The following is an 18,201-nucleotide window of genomic DNA, read 5'->3' on the forward strand; positions in this document are numbered from 1 at the left end:
TATTACTTGGCCCACTGAGCCACTTCACCCGCCAGGGCTACGTCAGCAGCGTTGGACACATCTGGCAGGTTGAATTCCTCGCGCAACGTCGCCAGCTCGGCAGCGACCTGGCCCACCAGCCCGGCCATAAACACGGCCTGCTGCCCGCGCTCGTCGCCGTGGTTGTTCAGGGCGATCAGGGCCGCACGCAGCCCGCCGCGCACCGCGCCCAATGCGTCGTTCATATTGGCGGTGGCTTCGCGCTGGAGGTCGGCCAGGGCATCGTCTGGCGGGATGGTGGCAATGCGCTTGACCTGGGCGCGCAGCTTGTCCATCGCGGTGTTCTTGTCGGAGAGCACCTTGTCCACCGCTGCTTTTTCTGCGCGCACCTCACGCACGGCAGCGCGCAGCTCTTTGACGGACATCGTGGCCACATCGTCCAGAGACAACTCGCCGGTCTGGCCTGTGAGTTCCAGTTCTTCAATCTGCTCATCGTCCAGGACGAGCATTTCGAAGAGCTTGGACTGGTTTCCAATGGCCTTCAAAGTTGCCGACGTCGGCAACTTTGCGAACTTTGCGGCTGACTGCATAAAGCGGGCCGCCACATATTTGTCCACGCCGAGCACATCCAGACGGCCCATGAATTCGCCGTGCTCACAGGCAGCCTTCAACACGGCCAGCCCGCGCCCCACCTCCAAGCAAGCCTCCACACTACGCCGCATGTTGGCGGCAATGTCGCGCTGGATCAGGTCGGGGTCGGTCGCGTCGGCGGGCAGCTGGTAGCCCATCTGCACGGCGACGGCGCGAACACGGGTTTCAGTCTCACGGGTGATCAAGGCAAGCTGATTGGCTGCGCTCATGTCTTGGGCAATGACAGCATCCAGAATGACGGGCTCTTTGGATGCAGGTGCGGGGGTCTCTTTGCGGGCCATGAAGTTCTCTTCGGGTTGGAATTACAGGGGGACGGAATACCGGGCGCTCACGTCGTCAAGCTGGCGCTTTGCTGCATTCAGGTTGGTGGCCACGGTGGTGGCGATGCGGACAAACTGCACGCCCAGGCGCCAGCGGTTCGTGCCCGCCACCTGTTCCACGTAACCAGTGGTGGCCAGCGCGGGCAGGTTCTGACTGACCCAGCTGGGCGGGACGTCGATGCCCTTGGCAATCTCACCGGGGGCCAGGCCCAACACCTCATGCCCGGCGAGCAGGCGGAACAGGTCGCAGGTCTTGCGGATGGGAGCGGCCAGGGTGTAGGTCTTTTCGCTCATGCCTGGGCCGCCATGTAGGCCTGTGCGATGCGGGTGCCTTCGTCCAAGCCAGAAAAAAATGCGTCGAACTCAGCGGAGCCCTGCTGATAGGGGCAGGCCAAGCGCTCGCCTTGGAGAGCACGGCGCAGTTTGGCAATCACGCCCGCCTTGTAGGCGCTGCTGCGGGCTGGTCGGCCAGGGAAGAACGCTTTGAGCATCAGCTCGTCTACCTGTGCGCGGGTGGCGGTGGGCATATTCAAAACTCCAGTTCAGGGGTGGCGTACTGCGCCACGTTGTGGTGATGGGCTGCGACCTGCTGCAGGTGGTTGCGCAGGGCGTCCAGCGTGGCGGCAGGGTCGGCCTTGCCGTCTGCCTGGTAGAAGTCGGTGAGCAGCTGCAGGGCCTGCGCAAAGCCGGTGTTCAGCTCCACCATGTCGGCGGGCTGGGCCTTGCGGCCGCTGGGTATGTCCACCAGCAACTTGCCATCGGTCGCGGCCATCCAGCGGGCCACCAGGTTGATGCCGCAGGCATGCTCAAACGCGGGGGCCAGCACCAGGGGCATGCGGCCATTGGCGATCCACTTGTAGAGCGCCCAGTGGTCCTCTAGGCCCATGCGCTCAGCGATGCGCTCCACGCTCAGGTTGTGGCGCTCCAGCGCAAAGTCCTTGCAGCCCTTGAGTGCGTCGCGCAGGGTGGCTGGTTGCCAGCGTTTCCAATTGCGGCGGCTCATTGGAAAGCTCCGTGCGCGGTGGCGCCTTGCCCGTCCAAACAAAGGCCCAGCGTGGTACTGGTGCCAGCAACGCGACGGTGAGAAAGTCCGTCCATCAACCAAACGGAGGGAACCATGGGCACAGCAGATTTCGACGAACTTGCGGGCCGCATTGAAGGCATGAGCCGCGCGGTGTTGCACATAGCCGCAGCGCTGGAGATTGCGGGCCTCATTGACGGCCCCCGGTTGTCGCAGGGGTGGCGCTCAGCGCTGCCAGGGCCTGAGCTTGAGGTGGCAAACCGCACGCTGCAGGAGCTTGCCCGTGCCCTGGATGGCGCACGTAGCCAGCGCCAAGCACAGGCACTGTGATGTCGAAGCCAAAAAGGTCTCGGCGATTTGTTACATTGGGTGTAGAACGCACCACTTTGGACCTCACGCTGCGGCGAGCTGACGGGTAGCGGCGGCGCGGTGAACTTGGCCTTCTTTGAGGCCCAGCTGCACAGCAATGTTGTGAGCGTCGCCACGCAGGCACTTAAGGCGGGGGTTGGCCTCGTTGTCTGCCAGGATGGCGATGACCATGTTGGAGCTGTAGCCGTGTTGGCGAGCCCAGGCGGAGATCGACCAGCCCTTGCTGGCGAACTCATCACGGACTTGAGCGCGGGTTTTGAGCATGGCGGTGTGCGTCCTATTTGTTGTGCATCAGTTGGCGCTGCTGCATTGGTTTGTTTGTTGTTGTGTTGAATTATGCGGCACGTTTGTTCCGCTATGCAAGAGATTTTTAGGAATATTTGTGCCTACTATTTCTGACCGACTTGTCGAGGGCCGCAAGGCGCTCGGGTTGAGCCAGCAGGCGCTGGCTGATCACGTCGGCATCTCCGCGCGGTCACAGCGCAACTACGAGTCAGGCGAGCGCAGCCCGGACGCTGACTACCTTGCAGCTCTGGTTGCGCTTGGGATGGACGTTGTCTACATCCTCACAGGCCAGCAGACCGGTGGCGTCAATCCCGGACGGATGCTCTCGGCGGAAGAGGAAACGATGCTCAGCTACTACAGGGATGCATCTAAAGAGGTGCGGCGTGCTGCCCTCGGTGCGTTGCTTGGTGCAAGCGCGCCTTCGGGCGGGCATGCTCACGGCAGTGGCCAGAACGTGGTGGGCGACAACGCCATCCAGATTGGCGGCGTGGCAGGCAAGGCCCGTATCAAGAACAGATGAGGTGAAACTTGGGTGAGCTACCGAGGCAGCTCTTGGCGTGGATGGCCAGGCTGCTACCAAAACAAAAAATTCAGGGGAATGGCGCAATACAGGTGGGCAAAGTGGGCGGCAACGTCACCATCGTCCACGTCACTCATGCGCCGGATTCGCAGGCGTCCAAGCCCGCATCTTTAACAACGCCGGAGCAGCGGGAAGTGCTCGGGCTGATCCGACGGGTGCCCAACAAAGAGGCCGTGTTCAGTTGGATGCAAAAGTCCTTCGGCACCCGCATGGTGATGGACCTCAAGCCCAGCGAGGTGCTGCGCACGCGGCGCTATGTTGAGACAATCCACCGTCGCATAAACAGGGAGAAGACGCAATGATCAAACCAGCCATTTTTATGACCGCTGTGCTGTTCTCTGCAGCGCCGGTTTGGGCCATAAACAAATGCACCGGGCCGGATGGCAAGGCTGTTTTCCAGGACGCGCCTTGCGCGGGTAAGGGCGAGCAGATAGTGGTGAAGCCGGCCAGCGGAAACGCGCCGGTTGCGCCCGCGCCCACTGCCGCAACGCCCACGAGCACTGCAACGGCGGCGCCCGCTGGAACTGCTGCTGCGGCGACTCAAAAGAAGGAAGGCGCATTCGGTGAGAGCTGGCGTCGCAAGACCGATCTTGAGTCGCACCTGATCAGCAACGCGAAAGCCGCTCTGAACGCCCACCTCAGTGACTGCGATGCGCAGCAGCGCCAGCTGGCCAGCAAGAAGAACCTGGCTCGAAACAACCTGGCAGGCGCCACCTGGGAACAGTCGATTTCTGCAGAAATGCAGGCTGCTGCGACCACCTGTGATACCAAGGCGCGGGACATGCGGGCGCGCCTTGAGGGGTATGAGAAGGAATTGAGAGATTTGCAGGCCAAGCAGTAGAGGCCGTCGCCATGAATGAAGTGGTTTGGGTAGCACTTATCAGTGGCGGCAGCACTCTGGCCGCATCATTGGCCACGCAGTTTCTTGTGACTAGAGCCGCCGCCAAGCAGGCAGCTCGCGCAGAGATGCATGAAGCGCTGAAATGGCGACGGGATGAGGGAAAGCAATCGCGCGAACGGAACGAAGCTAGGCTGCGCGAATTCTGGGAAGCCGTTCTCGCGGCCCAAAATCGCATACTTGATCATCAGGCGCGGAGCCACTTTTCAAAAGGACTGGGGCCTGCGTCTGATTCGGCGGCCAGTGCGGCGGCGCAGGCATATGCAATCGCGTTGCTTGGATTCGAGAAACTTCGGCCACTAGCGAAGGATTTCTATAACTCGACGGCTCTAGTCCAGATGAACATGGACTTTGGGAAAAGTGACACTGATGCAATGATGCACTGGCGCGAGACGTTCGAAGCCTTGGAAGATGCGGTAGCGAAATTTCTTCCCGAGTACGACAGTGGCGAGGCCCCTCCGCCGCCCTGATGCCACCCGTTGAGCTACAGGGCATCTGATAGTTCACTGCATCAAACAATGGCGCACGCCATTTAGTACACCTCGCGCGCGCACGGCATCCTGCCGTGCATGACGCTCAAAGACCACATCCCCGTATGGCTTCGCGCCCCGCGCAATAGCCTGTTCCTCGTGCTCGCGGTGCTGCTCCTCGCGGCCATCGCAGTGATCAAGCCGGACAATCTTCCGGTAGTCCTCTACAAAGCCGCGCTGATCGCCCTGGCCGCCGTAATCGGCTACTGGCTTGACCGTGCTCTGTTCCCCTACGCGCGGCCGGATTCGTTCCTGTGGCGTGACTGGCGCAAGGGCACGGACGAGCCCGAGGGCGATGTGGACTATCCCATCGCCAACGCTGACTACCTGGCCGCCTATTGCACCGCGCAGCTGCGCCGCGCCATTGTGGTGGGTTGTGTTGTGCTGGGCGTGGCTGCGGGGCTGTGATGCGTTGGCGGTCCCGTATCCCTGCGCTGGGCTGGCTGGTGGTTGCAGTGGCGGCCACCGTGGCCGCAAGCTGCGCGCAAGCCCAGGCTCAGGTGCCGCGTGAGGCTCTGCAGCATCGCTCGCTGCTGATCCGCACTGCGCGCTACGCATGGGGCATCAATGCCCCTGTGGCGGTGTTCGCTGCTCAGGTGCACCAAGAGAGCGCCTGGCGGCCCGGCGCCGTCTCCCATGTGGGGGCGCAGGGATTGGCCCAGTTCATGCCAGCCACCACGCGGTGGATCGCAGGTCTGGACACTGAGCTTGCCTCACAGCAGCCCTTCAACCCGTCCTGGGCGCTTCGCGCCTTGGTCACCTACGACCGCTGGCTGTACGACCGTGCACCAGCGCACTACTCGCCGCGTGATCGCATGTGGGTCGTGCTGCGCTCCTACAACGGCGGGCTAGGCCACTGGCAACGCGAGGCAGCGAGTACCGGGCTCGCTCAGCCTTCGCGCGCCCAGGTGGATGCAGCTTGCGGCAAAGCCCGCCGCGCTGCCGTGCACTGCAAAGAAAACCTGGGCTACCCGCACCGCATCCTGATCGTTATCCAACCGCGTTATGCGCAATGGGGGCCTGGGCTATGAGTTTCAGCATCCGCTCCATCGCAATCGCGCTAGCCATTGCCGCTGCCATTGCGGGCGTGAATTTCTGGCAGTCCCACCTGGTGAGCAAAGGCGACGCCCAGGGCGCGGCCCGTGTGCAGCATGCCTGGGACACACAAGAGAACGCCCGCAACGCGGCTACTGCCCGCGACAACGCCATCAAGTTTCGCAACGCCGAAAGGACCGCCCATGAAGACGCCAAACGCGAGGCCGCGCGCCGTGCTCGCGATGCTGCTGCCCTTGCTGCTGTGCGCAGCCTGCACACCGAGATTGCCCGCCTCAACAGCCGCCCCGATCCCTACCCGGCAGGAGACGCCGGGCTTGCCGCCTGCGCTGGCGAAGCCCGTACAGCCCGAGAGCTATTCGGAGAAAGCGCTGGCGCGTATCAAGAGCTGGCGGCAGAGGCTGACGGACTCCGAGACCAAGTGATCGGCCTGCAGGACTTTGCGATCAGCGTCTGCAGGGCCGGGTCGTCTTCTGCCCACCAAGAGGCGCAAGACGCCCAGCACCAATGAGCAATTTAGACCTCTCCAGCATTGTCGCAATCATCACGATTGCGGGCACGTTTCTCGGCATCCTTTGGGGATTGCTCAAGTACATCGGCACTCAACAGGAGCGCCGGATCAATGAAAAGTTCGCCGATCTGGCCTCGACCATCGGGCGGATGAGCGATGAGCTCAAGAGCGAGGCCGCATCGACTCGGCAGCTCGAAATTTCATTCTTGCGGTTCCAGGCTGAGTTGCCCCGCGACTACGTTCGTCGGGATGACTTCGTGCACACCCTGGGAACTATCAACACACGCATCGACAACTTCGCGCTGCGTGTAGAGCGCGCCATAGATAACCGCAACGGAAGCATGCAATGACCCTGAACTATTCCGCCGCCGCGCTCAAAGCCCGCCGCGAGGCAATCCGCTGGCACATGCTGTCGGCCGTCGACCTGTCACGCCCCGTCGGTATTTATACCGAGGCACTGCTGCCCATCGTTCAGTCGGTTTATCCGGACTCCACCCATCAGGAAATCCGGCGCGAGCTGGACTATCTGGAGGAGCGCGAGATGGTTCGCATCACGCGCGACCCTTTGGAACGTTGGTTTGTGGATCTGACCCGCACAGGGATTGAGTTTGTGGAATACACCATTGACGCTCAGCCAGGCATTGCCCGGCCGCGCATCACGCAGGGGTGAGCCATGGCCCCACGTAGCAAGGTCCATTCGCTGCCGCCTGAGCTGAAGGAGTGGCTTGACGCTGAGTTGGTGAAGCGCGGCTTTGGAGACTATGTGCAGCTCGCCGCCGATCTGAAGGCGCGCGGTGCTGATGTTTCCAAGTCAGCTCTACAGCGCTACGGCTCGCCCTTTGAGCAGCGCATGGCGCAACTCAAGATGGCCAGCGAGCAGGCCCGCGCCCTGGTGGATGCGGCACCAGATGACGAGGACAAGCTCGGTTCGGCTGTGGTGCGGATGACTCAGGAGAAGATTTTCACGCTGCTGATGGACTTGGAGATCGACGCCAAGGATGTGGACGTGAACAAGCTGTTCAAGAACGCGGCGGAGATCGGCAAGGCCAGCGTGACGCACAAGCGCTTCAGCATGGAGGCCCGCGCCGCTGCCAAAGAAGAGGCGCGCCGGGAGCTGCTGGAAGAGCAGCGGGCCAAGCTGGCGGCCATGCCCAATAAGGGCGGCGTAACTGCGGCGACCAAAGCGGAGATCCGCAAAACTCTAGGGATTGAGTGATGGCCCCGCTTAAAGGCCGCGCCAAGTGCATTCCAAAGGACCGCGACGCGATCTTTCTGCCCTTTCAATCCCAATGGATCAGGGACGAGTCGCGCTTGAAACTGATGGAGAAGTCGCGGCAGATAGGTATCAGCTGGTCTACAGCATACGGAGCCGACGAACGCGCCGCCGCACAGGGCGCCCGCTTCGACGAGTGGGTCAGCAGCCGCGACGACATCCAAGCGCGTTTGTTCATTGAGGACTGCAAGCTCTGGGCCGGCATCATGGGCCTGGCAGCCAAGGACCTGGGCGAGGTGGTGCTCGACCAGGAAAAAAAACTCAGCGCCTATGTGCTGCAGTTCGCTAGCGGAAGGCGCATCCACAGCATGAGCAGCAACCCAGATGCCCAGGCTGGCAAACGGGGTAGCCGTGTTCTGGATGAGTTTGCTCTGCACCGCGACCAGCGCAAGATGTGGGCCATTGCCTACCCCGGTATCACCTGGGGCGGCAACATGGAGCTGGTGAGCACGCATCGCGGCTCTCACAGCTTCTTCAACCAGCTCGTGCGTGAGGCGCGCCACGGCGGCAACCCTAAGAAGATCAGCCTGCACCGTGTCACGCTGCAGGATGCTCTGGACCAGGGATTTCTGTTCAAGTTGCAGCAGGCTTTGCCCGCCGATGCGGAGCAGCAGGCCATGGACGAGGCCGAGTACTTCGACTTTGTAAGGTCGGGCGCGGCCGATGAGGAGTCTTTCGACCAGGAGTACATGTGCATCCCGGCCGATGACGATGCCAAGTTTCTGGAATACAACCTGATCACGGCCTGCGAGTACTCCGGGGGCACGGACTGGCAGCGCGGGCTGGAAGGGCCTTTTCAGGGGCGTTTGTTCGCGGGGGTGGACATTGGCCGCAAGAAGGATTTGACCGTGCTGTGGGTGGTGGAGCAGCTGGGCGATGTCTTCTATACACGCCACGTGGAAACGATGGAGAAGATGCGCAAGAGCGCGCAGGAAGCCATCTTGTGGCCGTGGTTCGAGATCTGCGACCGCATCTGTATCGACTCCACCGGGCTGGGCATTGGCTGGGCGGATGACGCGCAAGACCAGTTTGGCGAGCAGCGGGTGGAGGCCGTGAATTTCACCGGGCAGGTGAAGGAAGCGCTGGCCTATCCGTTGAAAGGCGCCATGGAGGACCGCCAGGTGCGCATCCCCGAGGACCCCAAGATCCGCGCCGACATGCGCAAGGTGCAAAAGACCACCACGGCGGCGGGAAACATTCGCTTCGTTGCGGACGGCGACGACAGCACCAAGGTCAATGGCCACGCCGACCGCTTCTGGGCGCTGGCGCTGGCATTGCATGCGGGTTCCGACCCGTCTGCCCCAATCGAATATGAAAGCGGCGGCCCACGCGAGAGCAGCCAGCCGCTGGGAGATTTCATCCATGGTTAAACCTGTGCGGGCTGACCGCTCCACCACGCCTGCAGCACCGGCAAAGCCCGAGCTGGACGCTGAATTTGCCAACCGGTTGCGCGACCCCTTCGAGCAGCACTACATGGGGGTGCTGCGCACCAACGACCCGCTGCTGCTGGAGCGCGGCAATGGAGGCGTGGAGCTTTATCGCGACCTGCGTCGGGATGGCAAGGTGTTCTCGGGCCTGCAAAAGCGTCAGCTTGCGTTGGTGGGCAAGCCCTGGCAGGTGGAGCCGCGCGTGAAAGAAAGCGCGAAAGGCACCAAGGATGCGGAGACCTTGACGGAGATCCTGAAGGGCATTGCGTTTGACCGGATGTGCGGGGAGCTTTTGGAGGCCCTGCTGGCGGGCTTTGCGGTGTCCGAGATCGTTTGGACGGTGCGCGATGGCCTAGTGGTACCGGCGCGCGTTATCAAACGGGCACAGCGCCGCTTTGTGTATGTGCAGGACGATGAGAACAGCCCCGCCAGATTGCATTTGCTGACCCGTGAAAACATGCTGAAGGGTGTGCCGGTACCGGAACGCAAGTTCATCGTGCACCGGGTGAACCCGGAGGACGACAACCCCTATGGCACGGGCCTGGGCCTGCAGCTCTTTTGGCCGGTGTTCTTCAAGCGCAAGGGGATCGTGGCCTGGAACAAGCTGTGTGACCGCTTTGGCTCGCCCACCCCCCATGGCAAATATCCGCGCAACGCTAGCCCCAAGGAAAAAGGCACGCTGGCCGATGCGCTGCGCGCCATGTCAAACGACGGCTACCTGATGACGCCGGAGGGCATGGAGATTGCGCTGCTGGAGAGCAAGCTCTCGGGCAATGTGACCACGCAACAGCAGTTGTGTGAGTACATGGACGATTGGATCAGCGAGGTACTGACCGGCCAAGAGCCCGCGCGCTCTGGCGGCGGTGCACTTGCCGCCGCCAGCAAGGAGCGCAAGGATGTGCGCCAAGACCTGACACAGGCGGACAGTGACTTGCTCTCGGAAACCATCAACGAAACGCTGGTGGCCTGGATCTGTGAGTTCAACGGGTTGGAACCCTGCCATGTGTACCGCAACATCAAGGAGGAAGAGGACACCAAGACGCAGGCCGAGGGCGACAAGCTCATCTACGACATGGGCTTTGAACTGGACGAAAACACCATCCGCGCCAAGTATGGTGAAGGCTGGAGCAAGAAGAAAGCGCCCCCCCCGCCGCCAATGCCACCTCAAACCACGGCTACAGAGACGGCGCCACCAGGGCCAGCCAAGCCGGATGGCGATCCCGAGGAGCGCGAAGCCGAGGCCGCGAGCTTCGCGGAGCCCGGGCAGTCGGCACCGGTTGCCGCTGCAGCCGCTGCGCTGGGGCCAACTACCGCAGCTGTGTTGACCGCTTGGGTGCGTGATTTGCGTGCAATCGTCTCGGCTCACTCTGAACCGCAGGCGTTGCAAGATGCCGTAGCCGATGCGTACGGAAGCCTGCCCACGGCAGAGCTTGTTGAGGTGATGGCGCTTGCCTTTGAGCTGGCCCACCTGCAGGGCCGCGAGCGCGCTGCGCTGGAGAGCAGCGGTGGCTGACGTTGGGGATACCGCCCGCTCAACGGTCGAGGGCGCTCGGCAGGAGTTCCTGGAGCAGATCGAGTTTCTGCGCCGCAAGCTCAACCTCCCGAGCGAAACCTGGCGCGACATCCAGCGCGCTGCCCATGACCGCGCATTCGTGGTCGCGGGCGCGACCAAGGCTGATCTGTTGCACGACTTGCGCAAAGCGGTGGACAAGGCCGTTCAGGGAGGCTCTATTGGGGAGTTTCGCAAGAGCTTTGCGGAGATCGTTGCAAAGCACGGTTGGACGGGCTGGACCGGCGAAGGCACAAAGGCGGGTGAGGCCTGGCGCACGCGGGTGATCTATCAAACCAACCTGATGACTTCTTACGCGGCCGGGCGCCGGGCCCAGCTGCTGGACCCTGACCTGGTCAAGCGCAGGCCGTTCTGGCGCTATGTGCACAACGACAGCGTGACGCACCCCCGGCCGCACCACAAGCGCTGGGGCGACATGCGGCTGACGCTGCGCCACGACGACCCGTTTTGGAACACCCACTTTCCGCCCAATGGCTGGGGCTGCAAATGCCGCGTTGTTGCTGTGGCCTCGCCCAGCGATGGGGATGCAACGGCACCACCGGAGGGCTGGGCAGAGGCTGACCCGGCCACGGGCGCGCCAGTGGGCATCGACGAGGGCTGGGACTATGCGCCAGGCGCCCGAGCTGATGACGATCTGCGCACTTTCGTCCAGGAGAAGTTGATCGACTACCCCCCGGCGATCAGCAAGGCGCTGTCGGCCGACGTCAATCGCTACATCAATGCCGATGACAAGGTGCCGGACTTTGTGCGCGACGTGCTGGCCGACCGCCAGCGGCGTGATCCGCTCTGGCTTGGCTTTGTAGAGCGCCCTGATTGGATCGCCGAGACCCTCGACGTGGACACAAAGGGCTACACCGTGCTGCTGCCAGCCGATGCCCCCCGCCACGTGCAGGCCTCGCACGGCTTTGACGGTGGTGGCCAGCGGCCCGCGCAGCCTGAAGACTTTGCTCTGCTGGAGTCAGTGCTGAATGACCCGGATTCGTTGCGCGCGGGCGAAAAATCGCGGCAAGGCAACCCCACGCTGGTAGCGACCAAGGTCATCGGAGGGGAGACGTTTCGTGCGGTGTGGGAGGTTTTGTCGGGCAAGCGCAATCGCTCACTTTCTCTGACCAGCTTGGTGATCAAGACCGCCAAATGAAAAAGCCTTGCACCCCTCAACCTAAAACGTCTGCTGACGAGTCCCGGTTTAAACACCGGGGGGTTGATGCTGTGCAAGGCCCTTTGATTTTAGCCAGGAGGTCAACGTGGCGCAATTGATCGAGTTGATAGACCGCAGCGCTCTGGACTACACGCATGAGTTCCTGGACCGCGCAAAGAACATGAAGCCCGTCCTGCTGGAGATCGGCGAGGACATGACCGAGTCCAGCAAACGGCGCTTTGAAACGGCCACCGCGCCGGATGGCAGCGCCTGGGCGCCGAACAGTGAGGTAACGCTGGCACGCTACAGCTCCATGTTTGCCCGCAAGAAGGACGGCGAGCTGACCAAGCGCAGCGCGGCCAAGCTGGCGGCCAAGAAGCCGGGCACGGGCGAGACGCGGGCACTGGCCACCACGATCAACTACCAGCTGCAGGGCGATGACGCCGTGGCCATCGGTAGCCCAATGATCTACGCGGGCACCTTCCACTACGGGGCGAAGTCCGGGGAGTTCGGGTTTGGGTTCTATGTAACCCGAGAGGGCAGTTTTCCGCTGCCCTGGGGGGATATTCCGGCGCGGCCGTTCTTGGGCGCATCAGACGATGACAAGGCCAACATCGTTGACCTGGTGAATTCCTATTTGATGGAGGGCTGAAGCATGAATGGCTTCTTTCAGCTCTGCGCGGCCGTCCTGTTCCTGCTCTGGGAGCGGGGGCGGTTGCTGCGCGGCGCCTGGCGGCGCCGGGAGTGGCGCAACGTCGCGGTGCAGGGCGTCTGGTTCGTCTTGGCCCTGTTGGTTGCCCTGGCTGGGCCGGTGGCGGCGGGTATCATGGCCGCGATGGCTTGATGCCCGACCCCCAAGACGAAAAGGCGCCAAAACGGCGCCGATTTTTCTTGTGCTGCGTGTTTTCGTGTTGGGAAAGAGATTTGCAGATTCACCAGCCCACATTGCCCCTGCTCTTCCCGTTTCTTCCCATTTATCTCGCCGCCCACTCTTTCTTTATCTCACTCCCGTTCAAGTAATGCACAACAGGCCCATCCCCGCGCTCCCATTGCCATGCTGAACCTCACCCCTCTGCCCCTGCCCGAGCCCTTTCGATTTACACCCGAGGGCGGCACGGTCGTGGGCCCCGCGTTCTCGCGCTCGTTCCGGCTCATGGCCACGGTGATCGTGGGCGGTTGCGCCCTGTGGTTCGCCCAGCTGTGGACACGGGGAGCGCTGGGCAACTCGGTGGGCACGGGCACCGGATGGTTCATCGCGGGCCTGGCGCTGATGACCTGGACCTGGTGGAGCATCATGGTGAGCACCACGCGCATGGACACGAAAGGCCTGCACCAGCGCTGGGTGTGGGACAAGGCCATGCCCTACGACGACCTGGCCTATGTGCGGCTGATCCGCGTGCGCGGGTTCAGCTGGCTCATCGCTCCCCGCCTGTACGTGCGCACGCTCGCCGGCAAGTTCACGGTGTTCTATGGCGCCACGCCCGCCCTGATCGGCGAGTTCGAGCGCATGGGAAAAGAGCTCAGCGCCTTCCGGCAATTCTGAGCCGCCACGGCTTCGTGGAGAGGCGGGCACTCCGAGAGGGGTGCCCGCCTTTTTCATGCGCTCCACACAACGGCGGGCCCGACTCGCCAACGCGCAGCGGCGATCACTCCTGGCGGACGCTCCCGGCGCCCGCGTGCAACCTCCCGCGCCTTGCCCCCAGGTCTCTTGGACACCCTCCGCACGGCCACCGGGGGGCGCTGCATGCCACACGCAGGGCAAGGTGAGCCAGGGTTTGGCCGTGGGTGGAGCTGCGTGCCCGGGGATGAGGAGCCCGGCGGCGGCCCCGGCTCCCGCTGCGTGGGCCCATCCTCTGGCGAGCGGACCGAACAGCGAATAGAAAAACGAAGCCCATGAAAAAACCGCGCCAGGGCGCGGTTTTCTTTTTGCACTGAGCGCGGTGGGGCGTCAGAGCTTGAGGGTCTGCATGTAGCTGTCGAAACGGCCTTCGGCCACGCGGAACCATGCCACCTGGTCGCGCTGGAAGTTGCGGAAGTCCGCATAGATCTTCTTCCACTCGGGGCTCTTGGCATCGTTCTCGGCGTACACCTCCTGGGAAGCCTTGAACGAAGCGTCCAGCACGTCCTTGGTGAAGGGCAGCAGCTTGATCTTCGCGCCGATCAGTTGCTTGAGGGCCACGGGGTTGCGGGCGTCGTACTTGGCCAGCATGTCCACAGCGGCGTGCGACGAAGCGGACTGGATGATGGCCTTGTTCTCGGCCGACAGGGCATCGAAGGCCTTCTGGTTGATGAAGAAGTCCACTTCAGGACCGCCTTCCCACCAGCCAGGGTAGTAGTAGTGAGGCGCCACCTTGTTGAAGCCCAGCTTCTGGTCGTCATAGGGGCCGACCCATTCCGCCGCATCGATGGTGCCTTTTTCCAGCGCCTGGTAGATTTCGCCGCCTGGCAGGCTTTGGGGAACAACACCCATCTTCTGCATCACTTCGCCGACGAGGCCGCCGCCCAGGCGCATCTTCAGGCCCTTAAGGTCAGCGACCGACTTGATTTCCTTGCGGTACCAGCCGCCCATCTGCGTGCCCGTGTTGCCGCCCGCGAAGCTCAGCATGCCGTAGCCTGCGTAGAACTCGTCCATCAGCTTGCGGCCGTTGCCGTGCATCATCCACGCGTTCATCTGGCGCGAATTCATGCCGAACGGGATCGCGGAGCCCAGCGCGAACGCGGGGTTCTTGCCGTAGAAGTAGTACGGCACGGTGTGGCACATTTCCACGGAGCCTTGCTGCACGCCGTCAGCCACGCCCATGGCGGGCATCAGTTCGCCGCCAGCGTGCACCGAAATCTCGAACTTGCCGCCCGACATGGCCTTCACCGCATTGGCAAACACCTCGGCACCGCCGTAGATGGTGTCAAGGGGCTTGGGGAAGCTCGACGCAAGGCGCCAGCGCACGGCAGCCTGTGCGTGAACGGCAGGCGCAACACCCGCGGCCAGCACGCCCGCGATGCCCGCATGCTTGATGATTGAACGACGATCCATGTGGTTATCTCCGAAAACTCGATTGCACAACTTGGCGCAACGGGCGGTAACCCACGGGCCAAGAACCTTTTTACCGGAGTCGATTGTAGGAACATGCCCAGTGCCGGATTTGCGGGTTTTCCCGTGAAATCCCAGACGCCCGATCAGGGCTTCAGGGTTCTGCAAGCATCGGCTGCGCCCCGCGCACGCAAGGCCGCAACGGGCCGCATCGCCTGGAAGCGGCGTCAGATCTTCTGCGCCGACATGAAGGTGTCGTAGCGCGCTTCGGCAAAGCGGAACCAGAGGATCTGGTCGCGCTGGAAGTTGCGCATGTCCCCGTAGATCTTCTTCCACTCGGGGCTTTTGGAATCGTTGTGCGCAAAGACCTCCATGGACGCCTTGAAGGCCGCATCCATGACACTTTGCGAGAACGGCAGCACCTTGGTCTTGGCGGCCACCAGCTGCTTGAGCGCGGTGGGGTTCAGCGCGTCGTACTTGGCCAGCATGTCCGCGTGCGCAATGGCGGCGGCTGCCTCCACAATGAGCTTGTTGTCGGCCGAGAGGCCGTCGAACGCCTTCTTGTGGATGAAGAAATCCACCTCGGGCCCGCCCTCCCACCAGCCGGGGTAATAGTAAAAGGGCGCCACCTTGTTGAACCCCAGCTTCTGGTCGTCATACGGCCCCACCCATTCGGCGGCGTCGATGGTGCCCTTTTGCAGGGCCTGGTAGATCTCGCCCCCCGGAATGCTCTGCGGAATGGCGCCCAGCCGGGACATCACTTCACCCACCAGACCGCCGCCCAGGCGCATCTTCATGCCCTTGAAGTCGCTCGGGCTCTTGATCTCGCGCAAGTACCACCCGCCCATCTGCGTGCCGGTGTTTCCCCCCGCGAAACTGACCATGCTGAAGCCGGCGTAGAACTCGTCCATAAGCTTGCGCCCATTGCCATGGAGCATCCAGGCACTCATCTGGCGCGCATTGAAGCCGAAGGGGATGGCCGAGCCCAGCGCGAAGGCGGGGCTCTTGCCGTAGAAGTAATACGGCACGGTATGGCACATCTCGACCGCGCCGCCCTGCACGGCGTCCACCACGCCAAATGCCGGCACGAGTTCGCCCCCCGCGTGCACGGAGATCTCGAAGCGGCCGTTCGTCATCACTTTCACGGCCTTGGCGAACACCTCCGCGCCGCCATAGATGGTGTCCAGCGACTTGGGGAAACTGGAGGCCAGGCGCCACCGGATGGATGCCTGTGCAAACACCGCGGGCGCCACGCCGGTGGCCAGGACCCCTGCGATACCTGCGTGTCTGACGAGAGAGCGGCGATCCATAGAACTTGTCTCCAAGAGGGGGGGTTGGCAGGCGCGGGCGCATGGCGCCATTGCGGCGCTGGCGAGGGACGGGCACTGTTGCCTTTTGTCGCAATTGTAGGAGGAGGGTCCGCGGCTGGCCCTCTAGGTTTTCCCGGGCACGCAAGGCCATGCGCGGCACCGGCTGGCGGCCCCGCCGTCAGCCGCCCCACCCTGTCCCGGAAAAAAGCAGAGGTCGCGGCCTGCGCACCCACCCACGGCATGCGGCCGCCGGCGAAGCCAGTCCGCGCAACGCGGCCGTTCGCCCTAGCCCGGGAACCGCTTCTCTATCGCGTTGCGGATTCCCGCCGCGTCGAGCCCCTGCAATGCCAGGAGCCTGGCCGGATCGCCGTGCTCGATGAACACGTCCGGCAGGCCCAGCTGCAGCACCGGGCGCACGATGCCCATGGCGTTGAGCGCTTCGGTCACGGCGCTGCCCGCGCCGCCCATGATCGCGCCTTCTTCCAGCGTGACCAGCGCATCGTGGCGCTCGGCCACTTCACGCAGCAGCGCCTCGTCGACGGGCTTGGCCCAGCGCATGTTGACCACCGTGGCGTCCAGCGCCTCGGCCGCTTCGAGCGCGGGGTACAGCAGCGTGCCAAACGACAGGATGGCGATGCGCGGTGCACCGGCACGGGTGCCCTGGCGCTCGCGGCGGATCTCGCCCTTGCCAAAGGGCAGGCTGTCCAGGCCCGCCAGCGGCGCCACGCCCGCGCCGCTGCCGCGCGGGTAGCGCACGGCCACGGGGTGGTCCTGCTCGAAGGCGCTGCTCAGCAACTGGCGGCATTCGCGCTCGTCGGCCGGGCAGGCCATGCTCATGTTCGGGATGCAGCGCACAAACGGGATGTCATACGCCCCGGCATGCGTGGCGCCGTCCGCGCCCACCAGCCCGGCACGGTCGAGCGCGAACACCACGGGCAGGTTCTGCAGCGCCACGTCGTGGATCAGCTGGTCGTAGCCGCGCTGCAGGAAGGTGGAGTAGATCGCCACCACGGGCTTGACGCCCTCGCAGGCCATGCCGGCGGCGAACGTCACGGCGTGCTGCTCGGCGATGCCCACGTCGTAGTAGCGGTCCGGAAAGCGCTTTTCAAACTCGACCATGCCCGAGCCTTCGCGCATGGCGGGCGTGATGCCCACCAAGCGCCCGTCGTGCGCGGCCATGTCGCACAGCCACTGGCCGAACACCTGGGTGAAGGTGGGCTTCGGCGCGGCGCTGCTCTTGACCAGGCCCACGGCCGGATCGAACTTGCCGGGGCCGTGGTAGGCCACGGGGTCGGCCTCGGCCAGCTTGTAGCCCTGGCCCTTCTTGGTGACCACGTGCAGGAACTGCGGGCCCTTGAGGCTCTTGATGTTCTCGAGCGTGGGGATCAGCGAATCGAGGTCGTGGCCGTCGATGGGACCGATGTAGTTGAAGCCGAACTTCTCGAACAGCGTGGCGGGCACCACCATGCCCTTGGCCTGCTGCTCGAAGCGCTTGGCCAGCTCCAGCAAGGGCGGCACGGGGCGCAGCACGGTCTTGCCCACGTTCTTGGCGGCGGCGTAGAACTGGCCGCTCATGAGCTGGGCCAGGTAGCGGTTGAGCGCACCGACGGGCGGGCTGATGCTCATGTCGTTGTCGTTGAGCACGACAAGCAGGTTGGCGTCGGCCACGCCGCCGTTGTTGAGCGCCTCGAAGGCCATGCCGGCGCTCATCGCGCCGTCGCCGATGATGGCCACCGCATGCCGGTCTTCTCCCTTGCGCTTGGCGGCCAGCGCCATGCCCAGTGCCGCCGAGATGCTGGTGCTCGAGTGCGCCGTTCCGAAGGTGTCATACACGCTTTCCGCCCGCTGCGGAAACCCCGAGATGCCGCCCAGCTGGCGCAGCGTATGCATGCGGTCGCGCCGGCCGGTCAGGATCTTGTGGGGGTAAGTCTGGTGGCCCACGTCCCACACGAGGCGGTCTTCGGGGGTGTTGAAGACGTGGTGCAGCGCCACGGTCAGCTCCACCGTGCCCAGGTTGGAGCTGAGGTGGCCGCCGGTCTGGGAGACGCTCTGCAGCACGAACTCGCGCAGTTCGGTGGCCAGCGCCTTGAGGTCTGCGCGCGAGAGCTTGCGCAGGTCTGCCGGGTCATTGATGTTCTGCAGCAGGGGAAAGGACGTCGTGGACATTTACTATTCTTTTTATAGCTTCCAGCGCTTTACCGATAAGCGCCAGTGGCCAGTTTGGTATGTTTCTTCATCGCGACGCGGCACGGCCCGGG

Annotated in this window: 25 protein-coding genes; 17 read left to right on the top strand and 8 right to left on the bottom strand. The window is 63.5% G+C overall.

Translation table 11 applies throughout. The features are described from left to right. Window positions 1–2: 2 nt before the first annotated feature. From AC1RVY_RS23105 to AC1RVY_RS23120, 4 genes are read right to left on the bottom strand one after another with little or no spacing between them, the layout of a single operon-like run. Complete coding sequence (locus AC1RVY_RS23105) at window positions 3–911, bottom strand: hypothetical protein (RefSeq protein ID WP_492808374.1); 909 nt, start codon at window positions 909–911, stop codon at window positions 3–5. 21 nt (window positions 912–932) lie between these two features. Beyond that, window positions 933–1,244: a transcriptional regulator gene (locus AC1RVY_RS23110; RefSeq protein ID WP_492808376.1), complete on the bottom strand. Its 312-nt coding sequence runs from the start codon at window positions 1,242–1,244 to the stop codon at window positions 933–935. Then, window positions 1,241–1,477 carry a hypothetical protein gene (locus AC1RVY_RS23115; protein ID WP_492808377.1) on the bottom strand — a complete coding sequence of 79 codons (237 nt, stop codon included), beginning with the start codon at window positions 1,475–1,477 and terminating at the stop codon, window positions 1,241–1,243. The genes AC1RVY_RS23110 and AC1RVY_RS23115 overlap by 4 nt, the downstream gene beginning before the upstream one ends. A 2-nt stretch (window positions 1,478–1,479) precedes the next feature. Next, window positions 1,480–1,953: a hypothetical protein gene (locus tag AC1RVY_RS23120; RefSeq protein ID WP_492808379.1), complete on the bottom strand. Its 474-nt coding sequence runs from the start codon at window positions 1,951–1,953 to the stop codon at window positions 1,480–1,482. Between the two features lie 114 nt (window positions 1,954–2,067). Here AC1RVY_RS23120 and AC1RVY_RS23125 point away from each other — a divergent pair, with 114 nt between their 5' ends. Beyond that, entirely contained in the window at window positions 2,068–2,301 is a 234-nt protein-coding gene (locus tag AC1RVY_RS23125; protein WP_492808380.1) for a hypothetical protein, read from the top strand. Between the two features lie 63 nt (window positions 2,302–2,364). Here the strand turns inward: AC1RVY_RS23125 and AC1RVY_RS23130 are convergent, their stop codons facing one another. After that, window positions 2,365–2,604 carry a helix-turn-helix domain-containing protein gene (locus AC1RVY_RS23130; RefSeq protein WP_492808382.1) on the bottom strand — a complete coding sequence of 80 codons (240 nt, stop codon included), beginning with the start codon at window positions 2,602–2,604 and terminating at the stop codon, window positions 2,365–2,367. On the opposite strand from AC1RVY_RS23130, the gene AC1RVY_RS23135 reads away from it, so the two are divergent. From AC1RVY_RS23135 to AC1RVY_RS23210, 16 genes are all read left to right on the top strand, one after another. Continuing rightward, on the top strand, window positions 2,603–3,145 hold the full coding sequence (locus tag AC1RVY_RS23135; protein ID WP_492808619.1) for a helix-turn-helix domain-containing protein: 543 nt from the start codon (window positions 2,603–2,605) through the stop codon (window positions 3,143–3,145). The two genes, AC1RVY_RS23130 and AC1RVY_RS23135, sit on opposite strands and share 2 nt — an antisense overlap. A gap of 32 nt (window positions 3,146–3,177) precedes the next feature. Then, window positions 3,178–3,507 carry a hypothetical protein gene (locus AC1RVY_RS23140; RefSeq protein WP_492808384.1) on the top strand — a complete coding sequence of 110 codons (330 nt, stop codon included), beginning with the start codon at window positions 3,178–3,180 and terminating at the stop codon, window positions 3,505–3,507. Further along, window positions 3,504–4,046, top strand: a complete 543-nt coding sequence (locus AC1RVY_RS23145) for a hypothetical protein (protein ID WP_492808385.1) — start codon at window positions 3,504–3,506, stop codon at window positions 4,044–4,046. Before AC1RVY_RS23140 ends, AC1RVY_RS23145 begins: the two co-directional genes overlap by 4 nt. Window positions 4,047–4,057: 11 nt before the next feature. Beyond that, a complete protein-coding gene (locus tag AC1RVY_RS23150) occupies window positions 4,058–4,573 on the top strand; it encodes a hypothetical protein (RefSeq protein ID WP_492808387.1) in 516 nt (171 codons plus the stop codon). Between the two features lie 99 nt (window positions 4,574–4,672). Next, window positions 4,673–5,041, top strand: coding sequence for a putative holin (locus AC1RVY_RS23155; protein WP_492808388.1), 369 nt, complete (start codon window positions 4,673–4,675; stop codon window positions 5,039–5,041). Between the two features lie 47 nt (window positions 5,042–5,088). Then, window positions 5,089–5,664: a transglycosylase SLT domain-containing protein gene (locus AC1RVY_RS23160; RefSeq protein WP_492808390.1), complete on the top strand. Its 576-nt coding sequence runs from the start codon at window positions 5,089–5,091 to the stop codon at window positions 5,662–5,664. Beyond that, window positions 5,661–6,197 carry a hypothetical protein gene (locus AC1RVY_RS23165; protein ID WP_492808392.1) on the top strand — a complete coding sequence of 179 codons (537 nt, stop codon included), beginning with the start codon at window positions 5,661–5,663 and terminating at the stop codon, window positions 6,195–6,197. The genes AC1RVY_RS23160 and AC1RVY_RS23165 overlap by 4 nt, the downstream gene beginning before the upstream one ends. Continuing rightward, the gene (locus tag AC1RVY_RS23170) at window positions 6,194–6,547 is read left to right on the top strand and encodes a hypothetical protein (RefSeq protein WP_492808393.1); all 354 of its coding nucleotides are present in this window, start codon (window positions 6,194–6,196) and stop codon (window positions 6,545–6,547) included. Before AC1RVY_RS23165 ends, AC1RVY_RS23170 begins: the two co-directional genes overlap by 4 nt. Then, entirely contained in the window at window positions 6,544–6,867 is a 324-nt protein-coding gene (locus tag AC1RVY_RS23175) for a hypothetical protein (protein WP_492808394.1), read from the top strand. Before AC1RVY_RS23170 ends, AC1RVY_RS23175 begins: the two co-directional genes overlap by 4 nt. A 3-nt stretch (window positions 6,868–6,870) precedes the next feature. Beyond that, window positions 6,871–7,413 carry a phage protein Gp27 family protein gene (locus tag AC1RVY_RS23180; RefSeq protein WP_488833564.1) on the top strand — a complete coding sequence of 181 codons (543 nt, stop codon included), beginning with the start codon at window positions 6,871–6,873 and terminating at the stop codon, window positions 7,411–7,413. After that, window positions 7,413–8,840 carry a phage terminase large subunit family protein gene (locus tag AC1RVY_RS23185; protein WP_492808395.1) on the top strand — a complete coding sequence of 476 codons (1,428 nt, stop codon included), beginning with the start codon at window positions 7,413–7,415 and terminating at the stop codon, window positions 8,838–8,840. The genes AC1RVY_RS23180 and AC1RVY_RS23185 overlap by 1 nt, the downstream gene beginning before the upstream one ends. After that, on the top strand, window positions 8,833–10,410 hold the full coding sequence (locus tag AC1RVY_RS23190) for a DUF935 domain-containing protein (RefSeq protein ID WP_492808397.1): 1,578 nt from the start codon (window positions 8,833–8,835) through the stop codon (window positions 10,408–10,410). The genes AC1RVY_RS23185 and AC1RVY_RS23190 overlap by 8 nt, the downstream gene beginning before the upstream one ends. Next, window positions 10,403–11,605, top strand: a complete 1,203-nt coding sequence (locus AC1RVY_RS23195) for a phage minor head protein (RefSeq protein ID WP_492808399.1) — start codon at window positions 10,403–10,405, stop codon at window positions 11,603–11,605. Before AC1RVY_RS23190 ends, AC1RVY_RS23195 begins: the two co-directional genes overlap by 8 nt. Before the next feature lie 106 nt (window positions 11,606–11,711). Beyond that, on the top strand, window positions 11,712–12,257 hold the full coding sequence (locus AC1RVY_RS23200; protein ID WP_492808401.1) for a phage virion morphogenesis protein: 546 nt from the start codon (window positions 11,712–11,714) through the stop codon (window positions 12,255–12,257). 3 nt (window positions 12,258–12,260) lie between these two features. Next, window positions 12,261–12,449: a hypothetical protein gene (locus tag AC1RVY_RS23205; protein ID WP_492808403.1), complete on the top strand. Its 189-nt coding sequence runs from the start codon at window positions 12,261–12,263 to the stop codon at window positions 12,447–12,449. Window positions 12,450–12,659: 210 nt separating this feature from the next. After that, on the top strand, window positions 12,660–13,148 hold the full coding sequence (locus AC1RVY_RS23210) for a hypothetical protein (RefSeq protein ID WP_492808405.1): 489 nt from the start codon (window positions 12,660–12,662) through the stop codon (window positions 13,146–13,148). Between the two features lie 405 nt (window positions 13,149–13,553). On the opposite strand, the gene AC1RVY_RS23215 is transcribed toward AC1RVY_RS23210, so the two are convergent. The 3 genes from AC1RVY_RS23215 to dxs form a co-directional block, all read right to left on the bottom strand. Beyond that, window positions 13,554–14,636: a TRAP transporter substrate-binding protein gene (locus AC1RVY_RS23215; RefSeq protein ID WP_218293768.1), complete on the bottom strand. Its 1,083-nt coding sequence runs from the start codon at window positions 14,634–14,636 to the stop codon at window positions 13,554–13,556. Window positions 14,637–14,860: 224 nt separating this feature from the next. Beyond that, window positions 14,861–15,943, bottom strand: a complete 1,083-nt coding sequence (locus tag AC1RVY_RS23220; RefSeq protein ID WP_218293766.1) for a TRAP transporter substrate-binding protein — start codon at window positions 15,941–15,943, stop codon at window positions 14,861–14,863. 285 nt (window positions 15,944–16,228) lie between these two features. Next, a complete protein-coding gene (gene dxs / locus AC1RVY_RS23225; RefSeq protein ID WP_218341673.1) occupies window positions 16,229–18,109 on the bottom strand; it encodes a 1-deoxy-D-xylulose-5-phosphate synthase in 1,881 nt (626 codons plus the stop codon). Window positions 18,110–18,201 lie beyond the last annotated feature (92 nt).

Source organism: Acidovorax sp. GW821-FHT11A03 (genome assembly GCF_058809075.1).

Bases quoted from the DNA above. Each gene is read 5' to 3' on its own strand.
- AC1RVY_RS23105 (WP_492808374.1), bottom strand. From the start codon at position 911: ATGGCCCGCAAAGAGACCCCCGCACCTGCATCCAAAGAGCCCGTCATT.
- AC1RVY_RS23110 (WP_492808376.1), bottom strand. From the start codon at position 1,244: ATGAGCGAAAAGACCTACACCCTGGCCGCTCCCATCCGCAAGACCTGC.
- AC1RVY_RS23115 (WP_492808377.1), bottom strand. From the start codon at position 1,477: ATGCCCACCGCCACCCGCGCACAGGTAGACGAGCTGATGCTCAAAGCG.
- AC1RVY_RS23120 (WP_492808379.1), bottom strand. From the start codon at position 1,953: ATGAGCCGCCGCAATTGGAAACGCTGGCAACCAGCCACCCTGCGCGAC.
- AC1RVY_RS23125 (WP_492808380.1), top strand. From the start codon at position 2,068: ATGGGCACAGCAGATTTCGACGAACTTGCGGGCCGCATTGAAGGCATG.
- AC1RVY_RS23135 (WP_492808619.1), top strand. From the start codon at position 2,603: ATGGCGGTGTGCGTCCTATTTGTTGTGCATCAGTTGGCGCTGCTGCAT.
- AC1RVY_RS23130 (WP_492808382.1), bottom strand. From the start codon at position 2,604: ATGCTCAAAACCCGCGCTCAAGTCCGTGATGAGTTCGCCAGCAAGGGC.
- AC1RVY_RS23145 (WP_492808385.1), top strand. From the start codon at position 3,504: ATGATCAAACCAGCCATTTTTATGACCGCTGTGCTGTTCTCTGCAGCG.
- AC1RVY_RS23150 (WP_492808387.1), top strand. From the start codon at position 4,058: ATGAATGAAGTGGTTTGGGTAGCACTTATCAGTGGCGGCAGCACTCTG.
- AC1RVY_RS23155 (WP_492808388.1), top strand. From the start codon at position 4,673: ATGACGCTCAAAGACCACATCCCCGTATGGCTTCGCGCCCCGCGCAAT.
- AC1RVY_RS23165 (WP_492808392.1), top strand. From the start codon at position 5,661: ATGAGTTTCAGCATCCGCTCCATCGCAATCGCGCTAGCCATTGCCGCT.
- AC1RVY_RS23170 (WP_492808393.1), top strand. From the start codon at position 6,194: ATGAGCAATTTAGACCTCTCCAGCATTGTCGCAATCATCACGATTGCG.
- AC1RVY_RS23175 (WP_492808394.1), top strand. From the start codon at position 6,544: ATGACCCTGAACTATTCCGCCGCCGCGCTCAAAGCCCGCCGCGAGGCA.
- AC1RVY_RS23180 (WP_488833564.1), top strand. From the start codon at position 6,871: ATGGCCCCACGTAGCAAGGTCCATTCGCTGCCGCCTGAGCTGAAGGAG.
- AC1RVY_RS23185 (WP_492808395.1), top strand. From the start codon at position 7,413: ATGGCCCCGCTTAAAGGCCGCGCCAAGTGCATTCCAAAGGACCGCGAC.
- AC1RVY_RS23190 (WP_492808397.1), top strand. From the start codon at position 8,833: ATGGTTAAACCTGTGCGGGCTGACCGCTCCACCACGCCTGCAGCACCG.
- AC1RVY_RS23205 (WP_492808403.1), top strand. From the start codon at position 12,261: ATGAATGGCTTCTTTCAGCTCTGCGCGGCCGTCCTGTTCCTGCTCTGG.
- AC1RVY_RS23210 (WP_492808405.1), top strand. From the start codon at position 12,660: ATGCTGAACCTCACCCCTCTGCCCCTGCCCGAGCCCTTTCGATTTACA.
- AC1RVY_RS23215 (WP_218293768.1), bottom strand. From the start codon at position 14,636: ATGGATCGTCGTTCAATCATCAAGCATGCGGGCATCGCGGGCGTGCTG.
- AC1RVY_RS23220 (WP_218293766.1), bottom strand. From the start codon at position 15,943: ATGGATCGCCGCTCTCTCGTCAGACACGCAGGTATCGCAGGGGTCCTG.
- dxs (WP_218341673.1), bottom strand. From the start codon at position 18,109: ATGTCCACGACGTCCTTTCCCCTGCTGCAGAACATCAATGACCCGGCA.